26 protein-coding genes are annotated in these 25,815 nt (G+C 66.0%); 11 read left to right on the forward strand and 15 right to left on the reverse strand.

What is annotated here, in order from left to right:
* The first annotated feature begins 57 nt into the window (after positions 1–57).
* The 3 genes from ACXJMY_RS02490 (at position 58) to ACXJMY_RS02500 (ending at position 2,806) form a co-directional block, all read left to right on the forward strand.
* Positions 58–750, forward strand: a complete 693-nt coding sequence (locus ACXJMY_RS02490; protein WP_456617730.1) for an O-methyltransferase — start codon at positions 58–60, stop codon at positions 748–750.
* A gap of 40 nt (positions 751–790) precedes the next feature.
* Positions 791–1,546, forward strand: a complete 756-nt coding sequence (locus tag ACXJMY_RS02495) for a siderophore-interacting protein (RefSeq protein WP_456617731.1) — start codon at positions 791–793, stop codon at positions 1,544–1,546.
* Positions 1,547–1,765: 219 nt separating this feature from the next.
* Complete coding sequence (locus tag ACXJMY_RS02500) at positions 1,766–2,806, forward strand: Bug family tripartite tricarboxylate transporter substrate binding protein (RefSeq protein ID WP_456617732.1); 1,041 nt, start codon at positions 1,766–1,768, stop codon at positions 2,804–2,806.
* A gap of 25 nt (positions 2,807–2,831) precedes the next feature.
* On the opposite strand, the gene hydA is transcribed toward ACXJMY_RS02500, so the two are convergent.
* From hydA to ACXJMY_RS02525, 5 genes are read right to left on the reverse strand one after another with little or no spacing between them, the layout of a single operon-like run.
* On the reverse strand, positions 2,832–4,292 hold the full coding sequence (gene hydA / locus ACXJMY_RS02505) for a dihydropyrimidinase (RefSeq protein WP_456617733.1): 1,461 nt from the start codon (positions 4,290–4,292) through the stop codon (positions 2,832–2,834).
* Entirely contained in the window at positions 4,253–4,990 is a 738-nt protein-coding gene (locus ACXJMY_RS02510; RefSeq protein WP_456617734.1) for a maleate cis-trans isomerase family protein, read from the reverse strand. The genes hydA and ACXJMY_RS02510 overlap by 40 nt, the downstream gene beginning before the upstream one ends.
* Before the next feature lie 3 nt (positions 4,991–4,993).
* Positions 4,994–5,770, reverse strand: coding sequence for an ABC transporter ATP-binding protein (locus ACXJMY_RS02515; RefSeq protein ID WP_456617735.1), 777 nt, complete (start codon positions 5,768–5,770; stop codon positions 4,994–4,996).
* Complete coding sequence (locus tag ACXJMY_RS02520) at positions 5,770–6,621, reverse strand: ABC transporter permease (RefSeq protein ID WP_456617736.1); 852 nt, start codon at positions 6,619–6,621, stop codon at positions 5,770–5,772. Before ACXJMY_RS02520 ends, ACXJMY_RS02515 begins: the two co-directional genes overlap by 1 nt.
* Positions 6,605–7,609 (reverse strand): ABC transporter substrate-binding protein, encoded by a 1,005-nt coding sequence (locus tag ACXJMY_RS02525; protein WP_456617737.1) that lies wholly within the window; start codon positions 7,607–7,609, stop codon positions 6,605–6,607. Before ACXJMY_RS02525 ends, ACXJMY_RS02520 begins: the two co-directional genes overlap by 17 nt.
* A 198-nt stretch (positions 7,610–7,807) precedes the next feature.
* Between ACXJMY_RS02525 and ACXJMY_RS02530 the strand changes: the two genes are divergently transcribed.
* Positions 7,808–8,518, forward strand: coding sequence for a GntR family transcriptional regulator (locus tag ACXJMY_RS02530; protein ID WP_456617829.1), 711 nt, complete (start codon positions 7,808–7,810; stop codon positions 8,516–8,518).
* 2 nt (positions 8,519–8,520) lie between these two features.
* Positions 8,521–9,270 carry an aspartate/glutamate racemase family protein gene (locus tag ACXJMY_RS02535; protein WP_456617830.1) on the forward strand — a complete coding sequence of 250 codons (750 nt, stop codon included), beginning with the start codon at positions 8,521–8,523 and terminating at the stop codon, positions 9,268–9,270.
* On the opposite strand, the gene ACXJMY_RS02540 is transcribed toward ACXJMY_RS02535, so the two are convergent.
* A complete protein-coding gene (locus ACXJMY_RS02540; RefSeq protein ID WP_456617738.1) occupies positions 9,271–10,659 on the reverse strand; it encodes an amidase in 1,389 nt (462 codons plus the stop codon).
* Positions 10,660–10,747: 88 nt separating this feature from the next.
* Between ACXJMY_RS02540 and ACXJMY_RS02545 the strand changes: the two genes are divergently transcribed.
* From ACXJMY_RS02545 to ACXJMY_RS02560, 4 genes are read left to right on the forward strand one after another with little or no spacing between them, the layout of a single operon-like run.
* Positions 10,748–11,842, forward strand: a complete 1,095-nt coding sequence (locus ACXJMY_RS02545) for an ABC transporter ATP-binding protein (protein ID WP_456617739.1) — start codon at positions 10,748–10,750, stop codon at positions 11,840–11,842.
* 30 nt (positions 11,843–11,872) lie between these two features.
* On the forward strand, positions 11,873–12,919 hold the full coding sequence (locus ACXJMY_RS02550) for an ABC transporter substrate-binding protein (RefSeq protein WP_456617740.1): 1,047 nt from the start codon (positions 11,873–11,875) through the stop codon (positions 12,917–12,919).
* A 19-nt stretch (positions 12,920–12,938) separates the two neighbouring features.
* Entirely contained in the window at positions 12,939–13,802 is an 864-nt protein-coding gene (locus ACXJMY_RS02555; protein ID WP_456617741.1) for an ABC transporter permease, read from the forward strand.
* On the forward strand, positions 13,802–14,617 hold the full coding sequence (locus ACXJMY_RS02560; RefSeq protein ID WP_456617742.1) for an ABC transporter permease: 816 nt from the start codon (positions 13,802–13,804) through the stop codon (positions 14,615–14,617). The genes ACXJMY_RS02555 and ACXJMY_RS02560 overlap by 1 nt, the downstream gene beginning before the upstream one ends.
* Here the strand turns inward: ACXJMY_RS02560 and ACXJMY_RS02565 are convergent, their stop codons facing one another.
* Positions 14,618–14,953, reverse strand: coding sequence for a hydroxyisourate hydrolase (locus tag ACXJMY_RS02565; protein WP_060911301.1), 336 nt, complete (start codon positions 14,951–14,953; stop codon positions 14,618–14,620).
* Positions 14,954–14,979: 26 nt separating this feature from the next.
* Here ACXJMY_RS02565 and ACXJMY_RS02570 point away from each other — a divergent pair, with 26 nt between their 5' ends.
* Complete coding sequence (locus tag ACXJMY_RS02570) at positions 14,980–16,176, forward strand: MFS transporter (protein WP_456617743.1); 1,197 nt, start codon at positions 14,980–14,982, stop codon at positions 16,174–16,176.
* On the forward strand, positions 16,157–17,530 hold the full coding sequence (locus tag ACXJMY_RS02575; RefSeq protein ID WP_456617744.1) for an amidase: 1,374 nt from the start codon (positions 16,157–16,159) through the stop codon (positions 17,528–17,530). The genes ACXJMY_RS02570 and ACXJMY_RS02575 overlap by 20 nt, the downstream gene beginning before the upstream one ends.
* Here the strand turns inward: ACXJMY_RS02575 and ACXJMY_RS02580 are convergent.
* The 8 genes from ACXJMY_RS02580 to ACXJMY_RS02615 all read right to left on the reverse strand — a co-directional run bounded on the left by ACXJMY_RS02580 (position 17,527) and on the right by ACXJMY_RS02615 (position 25,808).
* Positions 17,527–18,288 (reverse strand): SDR family NAD(P)-dependent oxidoreductase, encoded by a 762-nt coding sequence (locus ACXJMY_RS02580; protein WP_456617745.1) that lies wholly within the window; start codon positions 18,286–18,288, stop codon positions 17,527–17,529. The two genes, ACXJMY_RS02575 and ACXJMY_RS02580, sit on opposite strands and share 4 nt — an antisense overlap.
* A gap of 21 nt (positions 18,289–18,309) precedes the next feature.
* The gene (locus ACXJMY_RS02585; protein WP_456617746.1) at positions 18,310–20,049 is read right to left on the reverse strand and encodes a nitrilase-related carbon-nitrogen hydrolase; all 1,740 of its coding nucleotides are present in this window, start codon (positions 20,047–20,049) and stop codon (positions 18,310–18,312) included.
* 14 nt (positions 20,050–20,063) lie between these two features.
* Positions 20,064–21,053 carry an acetamidase/formamidase family protein gene (locus tag ACXJMY_RS02590; protein WP_456617747.1) on the reverse strand — a complete coding sequence of 330 codons (990 nt, stop codon included), beginning with the start codon at positions 21,051–21,053 and terminating at the stop codon, positions 20,064–20,066.
* A 30-nt stretch (positions 21,054–21,083) separates the two neighbouring features.
* Positions 21,084–21,803 carry an ABC transporter ATP-binding protein gene (locus ACXJMY_RS02595; protein ID WP_456617831.1) on the reverse strand — a complete coding sequence of 240 codons (720 nt, stop codon included), beginning with the start codon at positions 21,801–21,803 and terminating at the stop codon, positions 21,084–21,086.
* Position 21,804: 1 nt separating this feature from the next.
* Complete coding sequence (locus ACXJMY_RS02600; protein WP_456617748.1) at positions 21,805–22,521, reverse strand: ABC transporter ATP-binding protein; 717 nt, start codon at positions 22,519–22,521, stop codon at positions 21,805–21,807.
* Positions 22,521–23,585: a branched-chain amino acid ABC transporter permease gene (locus ACXJMY_RS02605; RefSeq protein ID WP_456617749.1), complete on the reverse strand. Its 1,065-nt coding sequence runs from the start codon at positions 23,583–23,585 to the stop codon at positions 22,521–22,523. Before ACXJMY_RS02605 ends, ACXJMY_RS02600 begins: the two co-directional genes overlap by 1 nt.
* A 15-nt stretch (positions 23,586–23,600) precedes the next feature.
* Positions 23,601–24,473 carry an ABC transporter permease subunit gene (locus tag ACXJMY_RS02610; RefSeq protein ID WP_456617750.1) on the reverse strand — a complete coding sequence of 291 codons (873 nt, stop codon included), beginning with the start codon at positions 24,471–24,473 and terminating at the stop codon, positions 23,601–23,603.
* Between the two features lie 93 nt (positions 24,474–24,566).
* Positions 24,567–25,808: an urea ABC transporter substrate-binding protein gene (locus ACXJMY_RS02615; RefSeq protein ID WP_456617751.1), complete on the reverse strand. Its 1,242-nt coding sequence runs from the start codon at positions 25,806–25,808 to the stop codon at positions 24,567–24,569.
* Between the last annotated feature and the right edge of the window lie 7 nt (positions 25,809–25,815).

Consider the following 25,815-nt stretch of genomic DNA (forward strand, 5'->3'; position numbering starts at 1 on the left):
CTCCGTATCCAGGGCTCCGAAGCGCGCCGGCAGGCGCATGTTCAGGAGCCGGAAAACATGGATTCTCTCAGCAGCGGCCGCATCGCAGACGTTCTTCGTCGACTTCATCGGGAAGCGGAAGCCGCCGATGCACCGCTGATGCAGGCCCATACGAGCGAAGCGGCCGATCAGGAGCGGACGATCAGGCAGTTCATCGAAGCCGAGACCAGGGATCTGACCGGCGTCTATCGTGGGCTCGCCAGCAATTTCCTGAGCGTCTCGCCGGATTTCGGACGGTTTCTCTACATGTGCGCTCGTAGCTCCAAGGCCACGCGCATCGTCGAGTTCGGGTCTTCGATGGGGATTTCGGCCATCTACATGGCAGCGGCCCTGCGCGACATAGGCGGCGGCCGCCTGATCGGGACCGACCTTGAGCCCGGCAAGATCGAACGGGCGCGCGCGAACGTCGCCGCCGCGGGACTTGACGATCTGGTCGAGTTGCGGCTCGGCGACGCACGGCAAACGCTCAAATCCGATATCGGCGGCGGGATCGACATGGTGATGCTCGATGGCGCCTTCACGCTCTATCTCCCCATTCTCAAGCTGATCGAGCCGCAACTGAAGCCCGGCGCGATGATCGTCGGCGAGAATGCCTTCGCCGAAGGCGCGGGCTATCTCGACTACGTCCGCGATCCGCAGAACGGTTATCTCTCGTTGCCGCTGCCGTTCAATCCCGGGCGCGGCAACGAGCTCACGGTTCGGACCAGGTGATTGCTACGGCGCTGAAGCGTTAGCAACAGGAGCAAGAGCTTTGAACGAGCACGACCATCGGCCGCAAAATCCCGAGCCGTCACCTGCCGCGCAGGGCCGCGTCACGCGGATGTTACTCCGATGGCTGATGCGCCCCGCGCGCATTACCGCGGTCGAGACCCTCTCGCCGCCCTTTCGGCTCGTTGAGCTGGAAGGCGCAGCACTCAGGAATGTCGCCTGGACGGCCGGCCAGAAGATCCAGATCTCGATGGGCCAAGGCCTGAGCGCGCGCACCTACACGCCGATGTCGTGGGATGCTGACAAAGGCAGGACACGACTGCTCGCCTTCGCACATGGCGATGGCCCCGGCAGCCGATGGGCGAGCGATTTGCGCAAAGGCGATAGCTGTCAGTTCTTCGGCCCGCGCCGTTCGCTTGATCTTGCCGGCCTTGAGGCGCCCGTCGTCCTGTTCGGCGATGAGACCTCGTTTGGCCTTGCGGCGGCATTGCGCGACCGCCGGCAAGCCGGCGGTGCGCTCCACATGTTCGAAACCACGGATGTCGCGGAGTCGCGGCCGGTGCTGGAGGCTATCAAACTCGGCCAGGCGAGATTGATCGCACGTAGCGCCGGCGATGCCCATCTCGCCGCCGTCGAAACCGAGATGCTGCGTCTTGCCGCTAACGGAGCGCAGTTCGTTCTGACCGGCAAGGCAGCATCGATCCAGCGCGTCAGCCGCGCTTTGAAAGCCGCCGGCGTCGTAGCATCGCGGGTCAAGACCAAGGCCTATTGGGCAGAGGGCAAGACCGGACTGGATTAGGCTTCTGCTCGCTGCCCTCTCACTCGGACAAGATGTCGCGCCCACTGCAAAATGAGACGGGTTGGTAAGTTTTGAGACCAGCCGGCATGACGGTCGCATTCACGAGATAACTACGGTCCAGGCGCAGAAAATCGCGACCTGGCGCTCATTCCGGACGACTCTCGTCCCGGACGATCTCAGGGCTCGCAGACAAGACACAGTCGGGAGATTCAGTCCGAGATGGCAAGGTTCGGTCGCAGCAAGATCACGGACAGCACGGCGCGGCACGCTGAGGGGTTTCGCCCTGACCGCAGGTCTTTGCTGTCGCTCGGCGCAGGCGCGGCTCTCGCCGCCACCGGGCTGCTGCCTGCACAAGCGCAGGACTATCCCGCCCGCCCGGTCCAGGTGCTCGTGCCCTTTGCCGGCGGCAGCGCCAGCGACGTCATCACCCGCATCCTGCTCAACCGCATGTCCACATCACTTGGACAGGCCTTCGTGGTCGACAATCGCCCCGGCGCCGGCGGCAATATCGGCACCGCGGCCGCCGCGCATGCCGCAGCGGACGGCTACACGCTGCTGATGAGCACCTCCGGCCCGCTGGCCGCGAACAAGTCGCTCTACAAGGAGCTCCCCTACGATCCGCTGAAGGATCTCGCCCCGATCGGCCTGTTCGCGACGCTACCGAACGTCGTCGTGATCAATTCGAGGCTGCCGCCGAAATCGCTGCACGAGTTGATCGACTACGCCAAGGCGCATCCTCGGGAGCTGAACTACGGGACGGTCGGAGTGGGCTCGTCGCAGCATCTGGCGGCCGCCTATTTCGAGCAGCTCACGGGCACCGAGATCACGCACGTTCCCTACCGCAATATCGCCGCTTACACGCCGGACTTCATCGCGGGCCAGGTCCCGCTCGGCTTCCAGCTCCTGCCCAACGTCCTCGGCCTGATCAAAAGCGGCGATGCGCGTCCGCTCGCGGTCGCCAGCGACAAGCGCATGACCGCGCTGCCTGATGTGCCGACCGCGGCCGAGGCCGGCCTGAAGGATTACGAGAGCGCCGCGTGGCTCGCTTTGCTCGCGCCTGCGAGCACCGGCAAGGCCGTGATCGACAAGCTCTATGCGGCGATGGTGGAGGCCGTGAACGATCCGAAGGTGCGGACCCTCTTCGTCGAACAGGGCGCCGAGCCGCTGGTGATGGACCCTAAGGGCCTGACGGATTTCATGACCGCCGAGACCACGAAATGGGCTGGGATCATCAAGAAGATCGGCATCGAGCCGATGTGAGGATCACATCGAGCCAATGTGACGATCACACCAGGCTCGATTTGCCGCGGCTCAGCACTTCGCCCGCACCCTTGTCGCCGACGATCTTGCCCTGCTCGTACACCACCCGGCCCCGCGCGATGGTGGTGACGGGCCAGCCGGTGACATCGAACCCTTCCCACGGCGTATAGTCGGCGCCGTGATGCAGATCGGCCTGCTGGATCGGCTTCTTCAACTTGGGGTCCCACAACACGATATCGGCGTCGAAGCCGATGCCGATCGAGCCCTTGCGCGGATAAAGCCCATAGATCCGCGCATGGTTGGTCGAGGTCAGCTCGACGAATTTCTGGAGCGAGATCCTTCCCTTCGACACGCCCTCGGAGAACAGGATCGGCAGGCGCGTCTCGACACCGGGGATGCCGTTTGGCACCCAGCGGAACGAGGTGCGGGAATTCGGCGTCAGCTTGCCCTTGGGATCGTCATAGCGGAACGGGCAGTGGTCCGATGAAAAGGTCTGGAATACGCCGGTGGTGATGCCTTCCCAGATCGCCTGCTGGCTTTCGGCATCGCGCGGCGGCGGCGAGCAGACATATTTGGCGCCGCTGATATCCATGTTGAGGCCCTTCATGTCGTCGGCCGTCAGCGTGATGTATTGCGGACAGGTCTCCGCATGCACCGGCAATCCGCGCTGCTGGGCCCAACGCACCTGCTCCATCGCCTCGCGGCCGGAGACGTGCACGATCATGATGGGAACGCCGACGATCTCGGCATGGCTGATGGCGCGGTGCGTCGCCTCGCGCTCGACGGCCTGCGGCCGCGACACGCCGTGGTAGTACGGCGCGATGTGCCCCTCCCGCTCGAGCTTCGCGGTGAGATAGCGGATGGCGTCGTAGCCTTCGCAATGGACCATGACCAGCGCCTCCTCGCGGCGCGCCACCTCGAACACTTCGAGCAATTGCTTGTCGCTGAGCACGAGGTCGTCATAGGTCATGAACACCTTGAACGAGGTGTAGCCGTCCTTGACCAGCGCCGGCAGCTCCTGCCCGAGCACGACGGCGGTCGGGTCGGAGATGATGAGGTGGAAGGCGGTGTCGATGTAGCACTCGCCCTCGGCGAGCTTGCGATAGTTCTCGACGCAGGTCCGCAGCGAGGTGCCCTTCTCCTGGAGCGCAAAGGGCAGCACCATGGTGTTGCCGCCGGCGGCAGCAGAGCGGGTCGCCGAGGCGAAATCGTCGGCCATGACCACGTCGGGGCCGGAGGCTTGCGAGATGTGAACATGGCTGTCGATGCCGCCGGGCAGCGCCAGCAGACCCGTCGCGTCGATCTCGCGCGCCGCGCCTTCGATGCTGTCCGCGATGCTGACGATGCGGCCGTCGCGAATGCCGATATCGGCGCGAAACTCGTCACTGGCCGTCACGATGGTGCCGCCGCGAATGGCGAGATCGAGCTGCGTCACAGGAGTCTCCGTCACTTGATGACTGGCATTGTCTGGAATATCCGGCCCCATTCCGCAAGAGCCGCGATGTCTCCGCCAGCGAGGCTGAGGGTTCGCCACAGCGTGACCGCCACCGAATCGAGCACGGCGATATTCAGTTCTCGCTCCAGCGATGCCGCCAGCGCGGCCCCGTCGAGATTGGTGCAGAGGATGACGATCGCATCGGATCCTTCCGCCGCCACCGCGCGGATCATGCCGGCGATGATCGCCGGCGCAACCTCGCCGAAGGAGAAATTGTCGCGCAAGCCGAGATGCCGCTCGGCATGCAGGGCGATGCCCTCCTCGGCCCAGACATCCCCGATCCGCCGCTGCACGTCATCCGTATAGGGCGAGACCAGGCCGACCCGCTTGGCGCCGAGCGCGCGGGCGGCATCGATGCAGGCGAGCGTGGACGTCGTCGCGGGCGCGCCGGTGCGCTCCGTGATGGCCGCGCAAAGGCTCCTGTCGCGATCGACGCCGAGCCAGCTCGCGGATGTGCCGTTCCAGGCGATGGCGTCGACCTTGGCATCGGCCATCAGATCCGCCGCCGGCAGCATCACGGATGCGTCGAATTGATTGAGCGCCGCAGCGTCGAGCGCGATCTCGGTGACGCGGAAGCGCGAGAAATGCGCGGTGACGCCGTCGACACCAGCCAGCATGGCGCTGGTGACCGGCTCGAGCACCGAGTTGGAGGACGGCGTGATCATGCCGAGACGCTTGCGCATGGCCATATTCTACGACGCCTGCGCCAGGCGCGTCGACTCCTCCCGGATCAGAGCCAGGATGCGGCGCTTTGCGTCGTTGAATTCGGGGCTGGTGATATCCCGCGGGCGCGGCAGGTCGAAATTGACGGCCTCGCGGATCCGGCCCGGCCGCTTCGTCATCACCACGATCTTGTTGCCGAGCACCAGGGCCTCGTCGACGCTGTGGGTGACGAACACGATGGTGCAGCGGCGCTTCTGCCAGATCGCGACCAGTTCCTCCTGCATCTCGAGCTTGGTCTGCGCGTCCAGCGCCGCGAACGGCTCGTCCATCAGGATGACACTCGGATTCATCAGAAGTGCGCGGGCGATCCCGACCCGCTGGTTCATGCCGCCGGACAGTTCGGAGGGATGATGGTGCTCGAAGCCGCGCAGGCCGACGAGATCGATGAACTCCATGGCGCGGTGGTGCCGCTCCGCCTTGCCGACGCCCTTGAGCTTGAGATGGAAGGCGACGTTGTCGATCGCCGTCAGCCACGGCATCAGGGTCGGCTGCTGGAACACCACGCCGCGGTCCGAGCCGGGCCACTCCACCTGCTTGCCGTCGACCAACGTGCGGCCGGATGTCGCCTGCTCGAAGCCGGCGATGATGTTGAGCAGGGTCGACTTGCCGCAGCCGGACGGACCCAGCAGGCAGACGAAATCATTGGCCTCGATGTCGAGATTGATGTGGTCCAGCGTCAGGAGATCGCGGCCGCGCCGCTTGTCGGAAAACACCTTGACGATGTTGCGAAGCTCGATCGCTGCCATCAGCCGGCCCTGCCCTGCACGGTGGTCGACTGCTGCCAGCGCAGCGTGCGCGCCATGATCGCCTTGAGGCCGAGGTCGGAGAGATAGCCGAGCAGCCCGATCGAGATCATCGCAGCCAGCACGATGTCGTAGCGCAGGAAGTAATAGGAATCCCACAGCACGTAGCCGAGGCCGCTCTTGACCGCGACCATCTCGGCCGTGACCGTCAGCATCCAGGCCGAGCCGACCGCAATGCGCAGGCCCGCAAAGATCGAGGGCAATGCCGCCGGCAGCACGATGTCGGTCAGCATTTGCCGGCCGTTGGCACCCATCATCGCGCCGGCGCGCACCAGATTATGGTCCACGGTCTTGACGCCGTGAATGCTGTTCATCAGCACGGGAAAGAAGGCGCCGAGGAACACCAGGAAGATCGCCGGCTTGTCGGCAATGCCGAACCAGATGATTGCCAGCGGAATCCAGGACACCGGCGGAATCGGACGCAGCATCTGGAGCGTCGGCTCCAGCGTCTTCTCGAACAGGCGCGACCAGCCGATGGCGACACCGGCGAGGATGCCGAGCAGGCTTGCCAGCGCAAAGCCGCCGAAGACGCGCAAGGCGCTGGCGAGCGCGTCGCGCAGCCAGTGACCCGAATAGATCTGCGTGGTCTCGTCGAAGCCGAACACCCAGTCACCGAGCGCATGCAGCACCGCGCTCGGCGCCGGCAGCAGCGCCGGCGGCAGCATGCCGCTGCGGGCGAAGGCTTCCCAGCCCGCGATCAGCAGCGCGGGGACGACGACGCGTTCGAAACCCTGGAACGCCCGCGTCAGCCGAAACGCCGGCTTGGCCGGCGAGACGTCAATAGCCGAGGTCATTCTTGGATTTTCCCGTGGCCTGCTCCAGGAACGAATAGTCCATGTTCTTCTCCGCTTCCGCGGAGACGTCTTTTGAGATGTATTTGAGGTCGCGCATCATCGCCGCGATCGCGAGCGTTTGCGAACGATGGATCGCCGGATCCGGCGAGGCATTCTTCAGCGCCTCGGTCGCGACCGTCTTGTCGAGGCCGGTGAGCCTGTTGATGACGTCGATCCACGGCGCCTTGTCGGCGATCAGCTTGTTGTCGAGCTCGACCACCGCGGTGACCACGCTCTGGACGCCGGCGCGCTGGCCGGCAATCACGTCCGAACGGGTGACGATCAGATTGGTCAGGTTTCCAGCAGCCTGGTCATAGGGCAGCACGAAGTGCTTGCCGGTGCCGGCGAGCCTGATCTGCGAGGCGAACGGCTCCACAGAGCAGATCATGTCGACCTCGCCGCGCTGCAACGCCGCGAGATGGTCGGACGGATTGGGAATGTTGATGAACTGGACGTCCTTGTTGGGATCGACGCCCTGCTTCAGGAAGGCTCCGCGCATGTGGATGTCCTGCGCATTGCCGCGGGACGCCGCGACCTTCAGCGGCTGGCCGTCGCTCTTTGCTTTCGCAACGGTCGCCTTGAACGCGGCCCAGTCCTCGGGCGGAAGGTTCAGCTTCGCGGAGGAGAGACATTCCGAGCCGCCGTTGATCTGGCCCGACACCGCGACGACGTCGAAACCTTTGTCGAGCGCGGTGATGTAATGGAGGTAGGTGACCTGCGCCACGTCGATGCTCTTCGAGACCAGGGCGGTGAGGACGTCATTGCCCGAGTTGAAGCCGGTGGCCTCGACCTCGACGTTCTTGGCCATGCCCGGGATCAGCGACATCGGCAGGCAATGCGCGCATTTGGCAAAGCCAAGCTTGATCTTCGCGGTCTGTGCGGAGGCAAGATGGCTCGTGCCGAACATCGCCGCCACCAATACGAGGCCCAGTCGCAAACTCGTCCGCATCGCTTACTCCGTTTCGAAGGCGCGAGATCCCGCGCGTCGCGCAAGATCATCCGTCGCCCTTTGCCGCAGCGCAATCCGGTTTTTGCATGCTGCATACAATTTGCGCGTTGTGCCATTGTTTTCAGCTAGATGCGTCGGTATTTTGGGCAAGTCAAAGAGCCGGAAACGGCTAAGATAAACGTGAGCAGTGAGGCGCGCGTGCAGCAGAAGTCGGAAGCCCCGAAGGGACGAAAGTCGCCCAAACTCAAGCGGATGGGCCTGCATGAGCGCGCCGCCGCGCGGATGCGGACGATGATCATTCGCGGCGAGCTGCCGCCGGGATCCCAGACCCAGGAGACCAGGCTGTCGAAGTCGCTCGGCGTGTCGCGCACCCCGCTGCGTGAGGCGATGAAGGTGCTCGCGGCCGAAGGACTGATCGAGCTGCGCCCCAACCGCAGCCCGCGCATCGCCGATATCGCGGTCGACAGCATCTCGGAATTGTTCGAGGCGCTGGCCGGCATCGAGCGGCTTGCCGCCGAACTCGCCGCGGAGCGTGCGACCGAACGCGATCTCGCCCGCCTGCGCACACTTCAGACCCGCATGGAGGGTCACCACCGCAACGGCAAGCTCGACGACTATTTCGCCATCAACGGCGAGATCCACAGCATGATCGTCCGCATGGCCCGCAACACGCCGCTGCGGGAGGCGCACGAGACGCTGATCTCGCGCGCCGAACGTGCGCGCTACCTCGCGCTCGGCGCCGACCGGCGCTGGAGCAATTCGGTCGACGAGCATGCCGATATTCTGGCGGCGCTCGAAGCACGCGACAGCGAAACGGCCGGACGCCTGCTCGGCGCCCATGTTCGGCGCACCGGCACCGCCCTGCTCGAAGTTCTCGCCACCTCCAAGCCCAACCGGACGGCGGCGTGACCATGAAGCTGCTGCTGCTCAACCCCAATACCAGCGCCGAGGTCACCCGGCTGATGATGGATGTCGGGCAGCGCGCGGCCTCGCCCGGCACCGTGCTGCTCCCCTGCACCGCGTCCCGCGGCGTGCCCTACATCGCGACGCGGACCGAGGCGCAGATCGGCGGGGCGATCGCGCTCGAAATGCTGGCCGAGCGGCATCACGAGGTCGACGCCGCGATCATCGCGGCCTTCGGCGATCCCGGCCTGTTCGCCGCGCGGGAAACCTTCGACATTCCCGTGGTCGGCATGGCGGAGGCCGCGATGCTGACGGCCTGCATGGCCGGGCGCCGCTTCGCCATCGTCACGTTCGCGCAAGCCTTGGGGCCCTGGTACGAGGAATGCGTACGTGCGCACGGGCTGTGGGAGCGCTGCGCCGGCATCCGCATGCTCGATACGCCGTTCCAGGCGATCTCCGAAGTCGGCACCGAGAAGGAGGACGTGCTCGTCGCGCTTGCGCAGCGCGCGATCGTCGAGAACGAGGCCGACGTCCTGATCTTCGCCGGCGCGCCGCTCTCGGGCCTCGCAGAACGCGTGGCCGACCGGATCCCCGTCCCCGTCATCGACCAGGTCGTCGCCGCCGTGAAGCAGGCCGAAGCGCTGCTGGCGCTGCGGCTGCGCAAGGCGACGGCGGGCACGTTCCGCCGGCCCGCCGCCAAGCCCACCACAGGTCTCGCCGAGGCGCTCGCCGCCCGGCTCGAGCATCGCGACAGTTGATCAGGCAGGCGGCCGGCGATGCGAAAAACCCAATTCGTTTTCGATGGTGCGGCCAAAGGCAAACAAGCGGGATTCGCATCCCGGCGGCGCGATGATCTGGATGCCGAAGGGCAGCTCATTCACTCCCCGGCGCGCCGGCAAGGTCAGGACCGGACAACCGACCAGCGACACGATGAAGGTGACGGCGAGATAATCGATCGGCGTCTCCAACGTCACGCCATCGATGGCGGTGACATCGCTGACGGCGGTCGGCCACGGAAAGACGGACGCCGCCGGTGCAACCAGGAAGTCGGCGCGGGTGAACAGCTGACGAAAGCTGCGGTAGATCGCGGTGCGCCGGCGCTCTGCGTTCAGATAATCCTCCGCGGAGAGTTTTGCACCGGCCTCGATATTCCAGATCACGGTGGGCGTGAGCTCGTCGCGACGCGTCCGCAGCAACTCGCCATAGCCGTTGGCGATGTGCGCGGCGCGCAGCGTACGGAAGGTCTCGATTGCGCCGCTACAATCGGGCGACGACGGCACAAGATCGGCAATGCGCGCAAGCGCCTCGCAGGCGGAAGCAAAGCGCCCACGAACCTCGCGCGCAACCGGTGCAACGCCGAAATCGGGCGTGACGGCGATCCGGAGCCGTCCCGCGACCGGCCGATCATCATTGACGACGCCGATCGAGAGCGGATCGTTCGGATCGCCTCCCCCACAGACCGACAGCGCGAGCTCGAGATCATCGACACCGCGGGCAAGAAAACCGTGGGTGGCCAGCATGTCCCAGCCGAGCGGGCGGCGCGGCGACGGAATGCGGCCGGGCGTCGGCCGGATCGAGGCGACATCGCAGAAGCTGGCGGGCGTCCGCACGGAGCCGCCGAAATCGGTGCCATGCGCCAGCGGCACCATGCCGGCCGCGACCGCAACGGCGGAGCCGCCGGACGAGCCGCCGGAGGTCAGCGCGGGAGCGAAGGGATTGCGCGTCGGCCCGCACAATCTGTTGGTGCAGACCGCACCGAAGCCGAACTCCGGCGTGTTGGTCTTTCCCAGAATGATCGCGCCGGCGCGCCGCAGCCGCGCGACCACGAGATCGTCCTCGGCCGGCACGTGATCGCGAAACAGCACCGATCCGTAGGTGGTCGCAAGTCCCGCGGTGTCGGTGAGGTCCTTGATCGCGACGGGCACGCCGTGCAGCGGGCCGATCGGCGCAGGCGCGGCATCGCAGATCTGCGCGGCGCGGCGGGCGCCCTCCGCGTCGACCGTGACGAACGCCGCCAATTGCTCGTTCAAATCCGCGATCCGTTCGAGATGCGCCTCGACGACGTCACGCGAGGACAGCTTGCCGCCGGCAATGGCGCGCGCAAGAGTTGTGGCCGTGAGGTTGCAAACCGATGGATCCGATGTCATCGGGCCACAATGCCAAAACTCGCTTCGAAAAGCGACCGGCGCGGGCACGAGACTTGCTTTCTCCCTTGGGGCAACGGGAGGCAACACCATGGCTGATGCGCAAAGCGGCCGTTCGCTCGTCGTCGACGCCGTCACCCACCGCTATCCGAGTGGTGCGCTCGCGGTCGAGAACATCAATCTCGACATCAGGGGTGGCGAGATCATCGCCCTGCTCGGCCCCTCCGGCTGCGGCAAGACCACCCTGCTGCGGATCATCGCCGGCTTCATCGCGCAGACGCAAGGGCGGATCATCATCGGCGACGACATCGTCGACGCACTGCCGCCGAACCGCCGCGCCGTCGGCATCGTGTTCCAGAACTACGCGCTGTTTCCGCACCTGTCGATCAGCGAGAATGTTGCCTACGGGCTCGCCGCGCGCGGCATCGACAAGGCCGCGCGTCAGCGCGAGGCGCAGCGCTTGCTCGAGCTGGTCCAACTGCCATCAATGGCGGAACGCCTGCCGCGGCAGCTCTCCGGCGGCCAGCAGCAACGAGTCGCGCTCGCCCGCGCGCTCGCGATCAAGCCGTCGATCCTGCTGCTCGACGAGCCGTTTGCCGCGCTCGACAAGAATTTGCGGCTCGACATGCAGATCGAGGTCAAGCGGCTGCAGCGGGTCTCGGGCATCACCACGCTGATCGTGACCCACGACCAGGAAGAGGCGCTGTCGATGGCCGACCGCGTCGCGGTGCTGAGCCATGGCAAGCTCGAACAGTTCGGAACGCCGTCCGACGTCTACGACCGGCCGCAGACGCTGTTCGTGAACACCTTTGTCGGCTCCAGCAACCGCATGCCCGGCGTGGTGGTGTCGGCGGACCGCACCGCCGCCAAGGTGCGCCTCGATGCCGGCGCGGAGATCATCGCACGGCCCGCGGGCGGCGCGCTCGCCGAGGGCGGCCGCGTCACCGTATGCATCCGCCCCGAGCATCTGCAATTCGTCAGCGATGAAACCGGCTTTGCCGGCGTGGTCGGCATGTCGTTGCCGTTGGGGGCCACCGTCGTCCACGAGGTCACGACCGGCGACGGCTCCGGCGTGAAAATCTCACAGGCGCGTATCGGCGAGACGCGCACGCTCGAGAGCGGCGCCGCGGTGCGCCTTGCGCCGCTCGCGCCATCGCTCGCCAACGCCTTTCCCGCAACGCTTTAGACCCAGTCATAGTCCACAGGGAGTTTTTACATGATCCTGAGCCGCCGAAGCCTGATGACGACCGCACTCACACTCGGCGCCATGAAGGCGTTTCCCGGACTGAGCTTCGCCCAGGCCCGTCCGCTGGTGTTTGCAACCTTCACCGGAAGCTGGGAGGAAGCGCACAAGGCCGTGCTGGTGCCGGCGTTCCGGAAAGCCAACGCGGATGCCGCCATGGTGCTCGACCCGATGCTCTCGGTCGACCAGATCGCGAAGGTGAATGCCGCAAAAGCCAATCCGCCGATCGACGTCATGCTGCACGATCCCGGCCCTGCCCTCGTCGCGATCGGCCAAGACCTGGTCGAGCCGTATCCCGTCGAGAAGAGCGCTTATTACAAGGATCTGATCGCCGAGGCGCAGGAGCCGATGGGTCCCGCGCCGTTCTTCCAGGTCGTCGGCCTCACCTACAATCCGGAGACGATCAAGACGCCGCCGACCTCCTGGGCGGATCTCTGGAAAGCCGAGTTCAAGGGCCGCGTCGGCATCACCAACCTCAACTCGACGCTCGGCACCGGCTGGCTGGTCGAGGTCGCCAAGATGCGCGGCGGCTCCGAGGCCAATGTCGATCCCGGCTTCAAGGCGCTGGAAGAGCTGAAGCCCAATCTCGCCGCGGTCGCCGCCAATCCCGGCGCGCTGGCGACCCTGTTCCAGCAGGGCCAGATCGACATCTCGCCCGGCAATTTCAACGCCATCCAGATCCTGAAAGCCCGCGGCGTGCCGGTCGAGTTCGTGGCGCCGAAGGAAGGCGCCATCGCCTTCAAGACCACGATCCACATCGTCAAGAATTCGCCGAACCGCGAGCTCGCCTTCAAGCTGATCGAGGCAGCCCTGACGCCCGAGGTGCAGACCACGCTGATGAACCCGCCCTATCTGATCGTGCCCACAAACTCCAAGGTGACGATGGGCGGCGAGATCGCGCGCGTGCTCGCCAAGGACACGGCCGAGCTGAAGCAGAAATTCGTGTTCCAGGACTGGAAGAAGATCAACGAGCAGCGTTCGGCCTGGATCGAGCGCTTCAACCGCGAGATCAAGATCTGAGAGCGTTGAGGACCTGACGATGGGTGCAGCACCGGCATCACGGGACGTGACCTCCTACGGGATGGGATTGGCAGTGCCGCTGGCGCTGTTCTTCCTGGTCTTCTTCGTCGCGCCGCTGCTGCAACTGCTCTGGCTCTCGCTGCACAACGACACGGCCGCGCTCCACTGGGGGCTCGGCCAATACTTGCACTTCCTCACCGATCCCTTCAGCCTCGGCGTGCTCGGCTCGACGCTGCTGCTAGGTGCCGAGGTGACGGCCGTCTGCCTCGTGCTCGGCTTTCCCATCGCGTGGCTCTATCAGCGGGTCGGGCCGCGGCTCCAGACCATCATCATCCTGATCGTGCTGCTGCCGCTCCTGACCAGCGTCGTGGTCCGCACGTTCGCCTGGATCGTCATCCTCGGCCGCCAGGGCATCATCAACGCGACGCTGCAATCGCTAGGCATCATCGATACCCCTCTAAAACTGCTTTACACCCAGTTCGGCGTGGTGCTCGCGCTGGCGCAGGTGCAGATGCCCTTGATGACGCTGCCGCTGATCACCGCGCTCGGCCGCATCGATCCCAATCTCGACGATGCCTCCTGCTCGCTCGGCGCCGGAAGCTGGCGCACCTTCTTCAGGATCGTGCTGCCGCTGTCCTTGCCGGGCGTGATCGCCGGCTGCACGCTGACCTATGCCGCCGCGATCACGGCCTTCATCACCCAGTCGCTGATCGGCGGCGGGCAGATGCTGTTCATGCCGATGTATCTCTATCAGCAGGCCTCGACCCTTCAGAACTGGCCCTTTGCATCGGCGATCTCGATCATCTTCCTGCTCGCCGTGCTCGCGGTGGTGTCCGTCTTCACCACGCTCGGCCGCATGTCGCGCGGCTATGGCGGCGCGTGATGAGCGGTCGCAAGCGCACCCTGGAGGCGATCAGCTTCGAGCTGGTCATGACCGTGATCGCGATGATCGCGCTGATCATCATCATCGCGCCGTCGCTGGTGGTGCTGATCGTCTCCTTCACCAGCGGCTTCTCGCTGCGCTTCCCGCCGCCGGGCTATTCGCTGCGCTGGTACGCCGAACTCTGGAATGCCTGGCAGCTTCACTTCGCGGCCAAGAACAGCCTCATCGTCGCGCTGTGGGCGACGGGCCTGTCGGTCGTCCTCGGCGTCGCCGCAGCGCTTGCGATCTCGCGCTCGCGGACGCTGTCGGCACGGCTGCTCGATTCCCTCTTCATGTCGCCGCTGGTTCTGCCGGCGCTGGCCTTCGGGCTTGCCGCCCTGATGCTGTTCTCGTTGGTCGGCCTGCCTGTGTCGCCGCTGACGCTGGTGATCGGCCATACCGTGGTCTGCGTCCCCTATGTCGTGCGCAACACGGTCGCAGCGCTGGCCCAGCTCGAGCCGACCCTGCTGGAGAGCTCGGCGGTGCTGGGGGCGAGCCGGCTCTATACGTTCCGCCGGATCGTGTTGCCGCTGATCCGGCCGGGCATCATTGCGGGGGCCTTCATCGCCTTCATGTCCTCGTTCGACAACGTGCCGGTCTCGCTGTTCCTGCGGGATGCTGCGACCGACATGCTGCCGATCCGGATGTGGCAGGATCTCGAGGGCAAGCTCGACGTCACCATCGCGGCGCTATCAGGCGTGCTGATCATCGCCACCGTCGCGCTGGTCGCGGTCATGGAGCGCGTCACGGGACTGTCGCGGCGGCTGACCAACTGATCAGGCGCCGCGGAACAGCGAATAGCCCCAGCGCGTAAATTTGAGCGGCAGGTGAAAATGCTCGTCAACGTTCTTGATGCGGAAGCGGAACGGCGTCACCGTGAGAAAACCGTCGCTGTCCGCAAAGAACTCGCCGAGATGAAACAGGACCTCGTACTCGCCGGCCGTCACACCGGCGCCTTGCGCAATGGGGTGATCGAGCACGCCATTGGCGCCGAGCCGCCCGTCGGCAATGCGCGAGGAGTCGGGATCGATCCGCCAGATCTCGACGCGCAGCCCCTGCGCGGGCCGTCCGCTCGCCACATCGACCGCGTGAATGGAAATACCGCCTGCCACCATGTTCCTCCCGTGAGCGCGCCGCCATGATAGACGGAAAGGCTGCCGCTCGGCCAGCGCCCGCGCTGCTACCGGCCCTGGGCGCGATGACCTCGCTTCAGGCCCTCGTCGCGCTCGCTTTGTTCGCGCCCGGCGTGGTCGCGCCGCGCGCCCATATCGAGGTCTGGCAGCTCTCGATGTTCTCATGCGCGGTGTTCGCCGTCGGTATCCCCGCCTCGTTCTGGGGCGGCGGCTTCATCGCGCGCCTCGGCTCGCTGCGGATCGCAAGCCTGTGCGCCGCGGCCATCGTCGTCGGCATGGCGCTGGCCTCGCTGGGCTCGACCGCCGCGCTGCTCGCAGCAGGCCTCTGCCTCGGCCTCGCCATGGGGCCCGAGACGCCCGCGAGCGCGGCGCTGCTGGCGCGACTCGTGACCGCCGAGCGGCGCGCCTTCGTTTTCTCTGTGCGTCAGACCGGCAACCAGATCGGCGCCGTCTGCGGCTCGCTGGCCCTGCCCGCGATCGCGATCTCGCTCGGGCCGGCCTGGTGCTATGCGGTCGTCGGGGCCTGCGCCCTTCTCGGGATCGCGCTGTTCGAGTGGCTGCGGCCGGCCTATGCCGGCAAGGTCGTCCCGCCGCCAAAACTCGATCTGCGCGCGCGGCTGGCGCTGGTGACCGCGGACCGGCGCATCGCAATGCTGGCGCTGGCCTCGATGCCGTTCAGCGCCATGCAGGTCTCGCTCAACACGGTCTTCGTCACGCTCGGCACGCGCGAGCTTGGCCTCAGCCATATCGAGGCCGGTATGGCGCTCGCCTGCGCGCAGGCCGGCGGTCTGATCGGCCGGCTCGGCTGGGGCTACGTCGCCATGCGCCTCGACGCCTCCCGCGCCGTGCTCATCGTCATCGGCCTCGGCATGGCCCTCTGCGCTGCGCTGCTCGGCCTCGACGGCGGATCGCTCAGCCGCACCTGGCAGTTCGCAGTGGCGGCGCTGTTCGGCCTGACGGCATCGGGCTGGAACGGCGTCTTCATCGCCGAGATCGCCCGCCTCGCCCCGCAGGACCGGATCGGCGAGACCACCGGCGCGGTGCTGACCGCGTCCTATGCCGGCCTGCTGGCGGCGCCGGCCGTGGTGTCGATCTTGGACGGTGTGGCCGGCCTTGGCGCGGCGTTCTTCGCCTTGGCCTGCCTCGCTCTCTGCGGCACAGTGGCGCTGATCTGGGGAGGCCATGACAAAGCCAGCACATAGCGCCCGCGAGATCACGGCCGATGTCGCGGCCGGACGGACGAGCGCCGTCGAGACCGCAAAGGCCGCGCTCGCGCGGATCGAGGCCGCCAAGGCGTTGAACGCAGTGGTCACGATCGACCCCGCGCGCACGCTTGCCGATGCCGCAGCGGTCGATGATCGCCTGCGTGCCGGCGAGACAATGCGGCTTGCCGGCGTGCCCATCGTCGTCAAGGACAACATCTGGACCCGTGGCTGGCGCGTGACGCAGGGCTCGCGCTTGTTCGCCGATTTCATCGCGCCGCAGGATGCGATTGCGGTCGAGCGGCTGCGCGAGGCCGGCGCGGTCGTCGCCGGCATCGGCGCGACGTCCGAGTTCGCCAGCAAGGGTGTCACGATCTCGCCGCTGTTCGGTCCGACGCGGCATCCCCTCAATCCCGCGCTGACGCCGGGCGGCTCGTCCGGCGGGCCGGCTGTGGCTGTCGCGGCCGGCCTCGTGCCGCTCGCGATAGGCACCGATGCAGGCGGCTCCAGCCGCAGGCCGCCGGCCCATGTCGGCGTCGCCGGCTTCAAACCGTCCTATGGCGGGATCCCCTATGGGCCCGGTTTCGCCGAGCCGTTTTTCGGCCTGTCCGTCATTGCACCGATCGCCGCCACCGTCGCCGACATCACGCTTGCGTTCGAAGCCATGACCGGCGCCGATCCACGCGACCCGGACTCCGCGGATATCGCACAAGAGGCAGATGACTTCGCCGGCCTGCGCATCGCTTTCTCACCGCGCCTTGGCCTCGACGTCGCGGTCGACGGCGTCGTCGCCGACGGAGTTGCTTCCGCCGTGGCGCGCCTGTCCGCCTCCGGCTTACGCATCGCGCAGCGTGATCCGGTCTGGCCGGCGGGTGCCACGGAAGAGGCCATCATGCCGCTTCAGCACGCGGGCCTCGCCGCCCTCCATGGCGACGCCTTTCGCAAGGATCCGACTGTCTTCGACCCTGACATCGCCAGGCAGATCGAGCGGGGGCTGTCCTGGTCGGGCGCGGACGTTGCCGGTGCGCTGGTCGCGAGCGCCGCGATCGCCCATGCCTTCGCGGCCCTCTTCACCGACATCGACCTGCTGCTGGCGCCGACGGTCCCCTGCGTCGCATGGCCGTTGACCCAGCTTGGACCCGACACCATCGGCGGCCGTGCCGCGAGCCCGCGCGCGCATGCGGTGTTCACGCCCTTCGTCAACCACGCCCGGCTGCCGGCGGTCTCGATTCCATGCGGCACCGATGCGGCCGGACTTCCGTTCGGCCTGCAAATGATCGCCGGGCGCGGCCGCGACCGCACGCTGCTCAAGGCAGCGTGGCACATTGAGACGCTTCTGAGGGACGGCGCCTAGAACTGCACGCCGCGCGTCAGGGCACCATCGACGACGAGATTCGTCCCCGTGATGAAGCTGGCCGCGCGGCTGGCGAGAAACACGGCGGCGTTGGCCATCTCCTGCGGCGTGCCCATCCGCCCCGTCGGATTGAGTGCCAGTGCGGTCTTGTAGAGCTCGGGATTGTTGTCCTTGATCATGTTCCAGACCCCGCCCTCGAAATAGGTATTGCCCGGCGACACCGTGTTGGCGCGGATGCCCTTGCCGGCAAGCTGGTTGGCGAGACCCTGGGTGTAGTGGATGATCGCCGCCTTGAAGGTACCATAGGGACCGGCCGCGAAATCGACCTCGCGCCCGGAGACGCTGGCGATCGTGACGATCGCCCCGGCGGCGCTCTTCTCCAGATAGGGCATGGCGGCGTTCACCAGCCGGACCGTGCCCATCATGTCGGTCGAAAATTCCTTCTCCCAGCTTTCGTCATCCTGTCCGATCGCGAGCGCGCTGACATTGGCGACGACGACGTCGATGCCGCCAAGCCTGGCCGCCATGTCGCCGACCCAGGCTTTCAGCGCGGGGCCGTTGGAGACGTCGACCGCACCACCATAGGCCGCGACGCCCTTGGCCTTCAGCGCAGCGACCGTGCTCTCAACCTCGGCCTGATTGCGCGAGCACACGCCAACGTCGGCGCCCTCTGCGGCAAATGTCTCGGCGATCGCGCGGCCGATCCCCTTGGTGCTTCCCGTGACGAGAACCTTGGCGCCCTTGAGTCCCAGATCCATGGTCGGTTTCCTTTTCTTGGTTCAGGTGTTGCTCAGCCCGGCCTTGACCAATCCACGATAGCTGTGCGGCATTCGCATTGAAACCAGATCCTTTCGCCGCACCACATTGGTCGGGTAGACGCTGTCGAGATTGGTGGTGTCGACCAGCGCCGCAGCAAGGCCCGTGCCGTCGGCCGCAATCGCCTCCCGCCGTGGAAACGCGAACGTGTCAGGACCGAACACGCCGCTCAGCCCGGGATAGCCGCGTTCGCGATCGGCCACATTGGCGAAGGCGAAGAACAGATTGTTTTCGCCGGCGCGAACGCGGAAATGATGCCAGTGATGCGGATCGGGGCCGGTCGGAATCGGCTTTGGCTGCGCCACCTCGGTGCCGGCATGCGACGAGCTGAAGCGTCCCTTGATCGCGGCGGGACACGCGATGAGATCGCAGCCACGCAAAGCCAGCACCCGGCCCGCTTCGGGAAATGACGCGTCATGGCCGATCAACATCCCGATACGTCCGATCGGCGTGTCGACGACGGTCCAGCCGTCCCCGGCCGTCGCCCAGCTGTTGTCGTCGGCTGCAAGATGCGTCTTGCGATAGACCGAGATGTCTCCGTCGGGCGCGACCAGGCAGGCGCTGTTGTAGAGCGCACCGTCGGCGCGCTCGGCCAGACCGCAGACGAGGTAAAGGCCGAGCTCCCTTGCAAGCTTCCTGAGGCTGTCGGTGGCCGGCCCCGGGATTGGCTGCGCCGATGCCGCGGGGGCGCCGAGCCCCGTCACCGCAAGCTCCGGAAAGACGACGAGCTCCGCGCCTTCGGCCCTGGCCTTGCGCGCGAGGGCTTCGATCTCCCCAAGATTCCGGCCGACGTCGTCGACAGGCGCAAATTGCGCGACGCTGACCCGCGACGTCTTGCCGGTCGGCCAGGACTCGTGGCCATAGAGACCAAAGAAGTCGCGTGGATTCCAGCTGAAGGTATCGGTGAGCAGCTCGGGATAGAGTTCCGGCCGACGTTGCGCGAATACGGCTTCCCCGAGCACACGGCGCGCGCGCGCGGCATCGAGATCGATCTCCGACAACAGGACGCCGTCACCCTTGTCGAGCACGGCGGTCACCTGCCCGTCCGGCGCGATCACGCAGCTTCCGCCGGAGAACTGCACGGTGCGCTCGAGCCCCCATCGATTGCTCTCGATGACGTAGCAGCCGTTCTCGAAGGCGCGGCTGATCCAGTAGGGCGCCGGCGTGCGCTCGGCCAGCCAGTTGGAGATGTGGCAGATGACGTCGGCGCCGCCGAGCGCCATCAGCCGCGCGGTTTCCACAAAATGGATGTCCATGCAGATCAGGAGCGCAATGCGCCCGATCGGCGTCTCGAACACCTGGTTGTGCAGGTCGCCCGCCGCCGCCCATTTCGGCTCGGAGATATAGGGATGCGTCTTGCGGTGGCGGCCGACCACGCCGTCGGGCCCGATCAGCACGGCCGTATTGAAGTAGATGCCGTCCTCATCGACCTCGGGCATGCCGACCACGATGTAGCAATCATGCCGACGCGCCAGCGCCGCAAAGCGGTAGGTGGTCGGTCCCGGCACCTTCTCGACAAAGGGCGCAACCTCGGCGCGGTCGAACCAGCAATAGCCGGTGGTTCCCATTTCCGGCGTGACGATGAGCTTCGCGCCGGCCGCCGCCGCCTGCTCGCAGAGTTCGAGCAGGCGCGCGATGTTGCGCTCCTTCTCGAACATGGTCGGCTCGAACTGGACGGCGGCAACCTTGTGAATCCCTGACATGACCTGACCGGCCCTCAAACCAGAAAGGACTTCTTGATGGAGGCGCCGAGCGTATATTTCGGATCGACCATGTTGCCGAGCCGGACACGGCCTGCCTGGGTCAGGAGCATATAGGCGTCGATCTCGTCGAAGCCGTAATCCGCCGCCATCCAGCGGCAGAGCTCGCGATAGGCGATGCGGGCCGCATCCTCCATCGGCCGGGCGGAACCGATGGTCATGATGAAGTCCCTGGTCTCGAGCCGCGGCCAGGCGATGGTCCAGTTCTTGATCAGGTCGATCTGCACCGTGGTCACGGTCGGATGCTCGATGGCGACGCCGCAGAGCTCGCCGTCGCCCTGCGCGGCGTGGCAGTCGCCGAGATAGAGCAGCCCGCCCTTGGTGTTGACCGGCAGATAGATGACGGCGCCGACGCCAATGTCGGGCAAATCCATGTTGCCGCCGTAATAGTCCGGGACCAGCGAGGAGATCGCCTCGATCTCCGGCGAGGTGCCGATGGTGCCGATGAACGGCTCATATGGCAGCGTGATCTTGTCGTTCCATTTGGTCCCGGTCTTCGCGTCGATCACGAGCTTCTTCACCCGCTCCGGCAGCGCCGGGTTGAGCAGCGCGGTCTGCCCGGTGCTGACGAGGCCGCCGAAATCCGGCATGACCACGGTGGTGCCGCACGGCTGCGGCCCGCGCGGCACGATGCTCTCGATGTAGACGGCGAGCACGTCGCCTTTCTCGGCGCCGTTGACGTGGATCGGCCCGTTCTGCGGATTAAGGAACGGAAAGTTGAGGATCTTCGACGGGCTGTCGGTCTCGTGCTTGATCGCGCCCTCGAAGGCGTCATGGGTCTCGGCGGCGACGACGGCGCCGGGATCGACCCTCAGCACCGGGCTCACATAGGGGCCGTAGACATAGTGGTACTTGCCCTGCTCGCTCTCGGTGATGGTGTACTGCGTGCCGCGCTCGCCCCTGGCGACGCCTTTGCGTGCCATGATGGAATCGTTTTGCCAGGCCATTGCTGTTCTCCTTGGTTGTTGGCGCCGCTTTCAGACCGCGAGGTGCCGGCGCATCTCCGCCTCGTCGTCGAGCGCCAAGCGGTCGAGACTTGCGACGATGCGGCCCTTGTCCATGACGTAGCAGCGCTGCGCCATGGCGCGGATCATGTCGAGATTCTGCTCGACCAGAATGATGGTCACGCCGGTCTTGCGGTTGAGCTCGACCATGTTGCGCGCGATGTCCTGGACGATGTTGGGCTGGATGCCTTCGGACGGCTCGTCGAGCAGGATGAGATGGGGGTCGGCGATCAGCACCCGCCCGATCGCGAGCTGCTGCTGCTGGCCGCCGGACATGGTGCCGGCGCGCTGGGACCAGCGCTCGGCGAGGATCGGAAACGCCTCGACGATCCTGCGCCGGCCCGCTTCGGGAATGCCGCCGCCCTTGATCGCGGCGCCGACCGCGACGTTCTCGCCGACGGTCAGTCGCGGAAACACGTCGCGCCCCTGCGGCACATAGCCCATGCCGAGGCGCGCCCGCTTGTGCGCCGGCAGGGATTCCACCGCCTCGCCGCGATACACGATCGAGCCGCTCATCGCCGGCACGAGCCCGATCAGGCTCTTCATCAGCGTCGACTTGCCGACGCCGTTGCGTCCGATCACGGCGACGATCTCGCCTTCCCGCACCTCGATCTCGAGGCCCTGGAGCACCGGCTTGCCGCCGTACCCGGCGCGCAGGCCCAGCGTCGACAGGATCACTTCCTTGCGCGGCATATCAAGCATGGGCCTGCCCCAGATAGATCGCCGCCACGCGTTCGTCGGCGACGATCTGGTCGATCGTGCCTTGCGCAAAGACCTGACCGAGATGCAGGACGGTGACGCGCTGGGCGACCTGACGCACGAACGCCATGTCATGCTCGATCGCCAGCACCGTCATGCCGTCGGCATTGAGCCGCTGCACCATCTCGCCGGTCGTGCGGGTTTCTTCCGGCGACATGCCGGCGGTGGGCTCGTCGAGCAGGAGAAGACGCGGCTTCAGGCTGATCGCCATGCCGATCTCGAGCCATTGCTTCTGGCCGTGGCTGAGATTGCCCGCGGTCTGGGCCTGCTCGCTCTCCAGTCCGAGGAAGGCAAGCAGCCGGCCGATCTCCGCTTCGAGCTCCGCGCCGCGGTGCCGGCTCTGCAAGGCGATCTCGAGGTTCTGACGGACCGACAGGCCCTTGAAGACGCCGGGCACCTGGAACTTGACCGAGAGACCGCGATGAATTCGCGCAAATGATTTCAGCGCCGTGATGTTCTCGCCTGCAAAGAGGATGTCGCCGCTGCCGGGATGATGCTCGCCGAGGATCAGGCGGAACAGCGTGCTCTTGCCGGCGCCGTTCGGGCCGATCAGACAGTGGATCTCGCCGGCTTCGAGGATGAGGTCCACGGCGTTGGTGACGTGCAGGCCGCCAAAATGCTTGTTCAGCTTGCGGAGCTCGAGCAGCGACATCAGCCCGCCCTCTGCGTGAAGCGGGTGGCGAGGCGGCCGAGCCAGTTCATCAGGCCGAGCACGAGGCCGTTCGGGGCGATCAGGACGGTGAGCACCAGCAGCACCCCCATGAAGATGAGCGCATACTGGCTGCCGTAGATGGTGAGCGCCTGGAACGCGGCGAGCACCACCAGCGTGCCGATGACGGTCGATGTCAGATCGCTGCGACCGCCGACCGCGACCCAGATCAGGGGCAACGCCGCCGCCGTCATGCCCATGCTCGAGGGCGTGATGTACTGTCCCCACACCGTGTAGAGCACGCCGGATATTCCTGCGAGCGCGGCCCCGATCACGAAGGTGATGAGCTGGTACTTGCGCACGTCATAACCCAGCATCTCCGCCCGCTCCGGATTCTCGCGGATCGCGACGATGACGTTGCCGAACGACGAGTTCATCAGGATGCGCAAGGCCAGATAGACGAACACGAGGAGGCCGAGCACGAGGTAGTAGAGGCCGACATCGGCGAACAGCACGATCGGCTCGCCCGGCCACGGGATGGTCAAGGGCGGCATCGCGCTCATGCCGTTGAAGCCGTTCAGCCGCGCACTGCCGATGTGCCACTCCGGTCCCGCGGTCTGGGCCATGAAGCGTTCCAGCATCAGGGTCACGGCGAGCGTGACGATGCCGAGGAAGACGCCGGCGATGCGGCCGAAGAACATGAAATAGCCGAGCAGGACGGCGAACAGTGCGGCAATTGCGACGGCGACGACCATCGCAATCAGTGTGAAGCCATAGGCCGAGCCGAAATTGATGGTCAGGATGCCGTAGCCGTAGCCGGCGATCCCGAAAAACGCCGTCTGGCCGAAGGAGAGCGAACCGCCATAGCCCCAGATCAGGCACAGGCTGAGCGCGATGAACACCCAGACGAAGAAATAGACGGTGTTGCCGACGGTGTAACCGTCGCTGAACAACGGATAGGCCAGCGCCAGCAACAGCACGATGGCAAACAGAGCCCAGAAGGCCCGGCCGCGGCCGACCGTCTGCGGGCCTTCGAGACGACGGAACAGGGAGACGAAACCGCTCACGACACCATCACTCCGTCACGTGCGCTCGCGCAGCACGAAGCCGGAGATGCCTTTCGGCAGCACCCGGACGACGATGATGACGGCGACCAACAGGCCGATCTGGCCGAACAACTGCCCCTGCCACGACGTCATCACCGATTTCACCACCGCGAGCACGGTGCCCGCCGGCGCCGTGCCGAGGAAGACGTCGGCACCGCCGATCACCACGGTGACGAAAGCCTCCATGATGAAGGTCGCGCCCATGGTCGGCACCAGCGTCATGGTCGGCGCGTACAGGCCGCCGGCAAGGCCGGCGAGCCCTGCCCCGCAGGCGAAGGTGAGGCTGTAGATCAGCCGCGTGTCGACGCCGAGCGCCGCCGCCATATGCGGTACCTGAATGGTGGCGCGCGCCAGCACGCCGAAGCGGGTCCAGTTGAACAGGGCGTAGAGCCCCGCCAGCACGCCGAGCGCGGCGCAGAACAGCACGATGCGATAGATCGAATAGGAGTAGTCGCCGACCTGAAAACTGCCGAACGGCGTGCCGACGCCCGCCATGGTGGAACCGACCATGATCAGCGTGCCTTGCGTCGCGATCAGGCTCAGACCCCAGGTCGCGACGATGGTGTCGAGAGGCCGGTCGTAGAGATGACGGATCACGGCGAGCTCCACCAGCACGCCGACCAGTGCGGACACGATCGTTCCCGCCAATATCCCCAGCGGCAATGGCAGGCCGGCATGCACCGTCGCCGCCGTCACATAGGCGCCGCACATGATGAACTCGCCATGGGCGAGATTGATCACGCCCATCATGCCGAAGATCACCGCGAGCCCGCAGGCCGACAGCACCAGGAACGCGAAGGCGTCGCCGAATTGATAGAGCGCCGAGAATGCAAGGGTCGCGATGTCCATGGACCTGCCAGACTGGTGAGAGAAGCGGCGTTGCCGCCGCGGATGTCCGTGATCGCCCCGGCGTGCCGTCAACGCCGGGGCGACCAGCCGTCGTCAGGGTTTCGGCGGCGGGTTCGACGGCGTGTACTGGGCCATCGGATCTTTCTTGGTGAGGTCGCAGCCGGCGTCACCGAGCCAATAGGGCTTGATGTCCTCCCAGACCTTGGGGAAGGAGATGGCGTGATTGGCATCGACCTTCGCCAGATAGATCGTGTGCGACATGTGCTGGCTCTTCGGGTCGATGCAGACCTTGCCCTCCGGCGCGTCCATGCAGACGTCGCCAATCGCGATCACCTTGCGGATGTCCTCGCGCTTGGTCGACTTCGCCCGCTCGACCATCTGCTTGTAGAGATAGACGGCGAGATAGGAGTTCTCGGCCTCCTGGTTCACGTAGGGCTCGCTCGGGAACTTCGCCTTGAACTTGGCGTAGAACTCCTTGCTCTTGGGCGAGTCGATTTCCTCGATGTAGTTGGTGGTGACGTACATGTCCTTCAGGCTCGGCGGCTTGAAGCGCTTGTGCTCGTAGCCCTGCCCGACATTGACCGAAGACGCCATCGGCAGGTTGACGTTGGCGGACGCGGCCTGCTCGTAATAGGAGGCCTGCGCGGTGCCGACCAGCAGCGTGACCACGAAGTCCGGCTTGGCCTTCTGGATGTTCTGGATGCTCTGCGAGAACTGCGACACGCCGAGCGGGATGAACTCCTCGCCGGCCATCTTGCCGCCGTTCTCCTTGACGATCTTGCGGACCCATTCCGCCGAGATCTGGCCGAAATTGTAGTCGGCGGCGAGCGTGTAGACGTTCTTGCCGTACTTCTCCATCATGTAGGGAATGAGCGTGGAGAACTGCTGCTCGGGCACCGCGCCTGTGACGATCATGTGGCCGTCGCAGACGCCGCCCTCATACTGGTTGTTGTAGAAGGCGAAGCCGTTGAACTGGTCGACGATCGGGCGATACGCCTCGCGCGAGGCCGAGGAGAAGCCCGCGAACACGACGTCGACCTTGTCGCGCTGGAGCACGCGCCGCATGAATTCCTGGTAGCGGGTGTTGTCGGATTGCGTGTCGTAAGCGACGAGCTCCAGCGGCCGGCCCATGATGCCGCCGGCCTTGTTGATCTCGTCGGCGGCGAGCTGGATGGCGTGGACCTTGCCGATGGTGGCTGCGGCGAAATCGCCGGACTGATCCTCCAGCACGCCGAGCTTGATCGGGTTTTCCGCCGCGAGCGCCTGATGTGATCCGAAGACAAGCGTCCCCGTGAGGGCTGCGGCGCGCAGCCCCCGCAATACAGACTTGGTCATTTTGCTT

Source organism: Bradyrhizobium sp. P5_C12, from assembly GCF_054049735.1.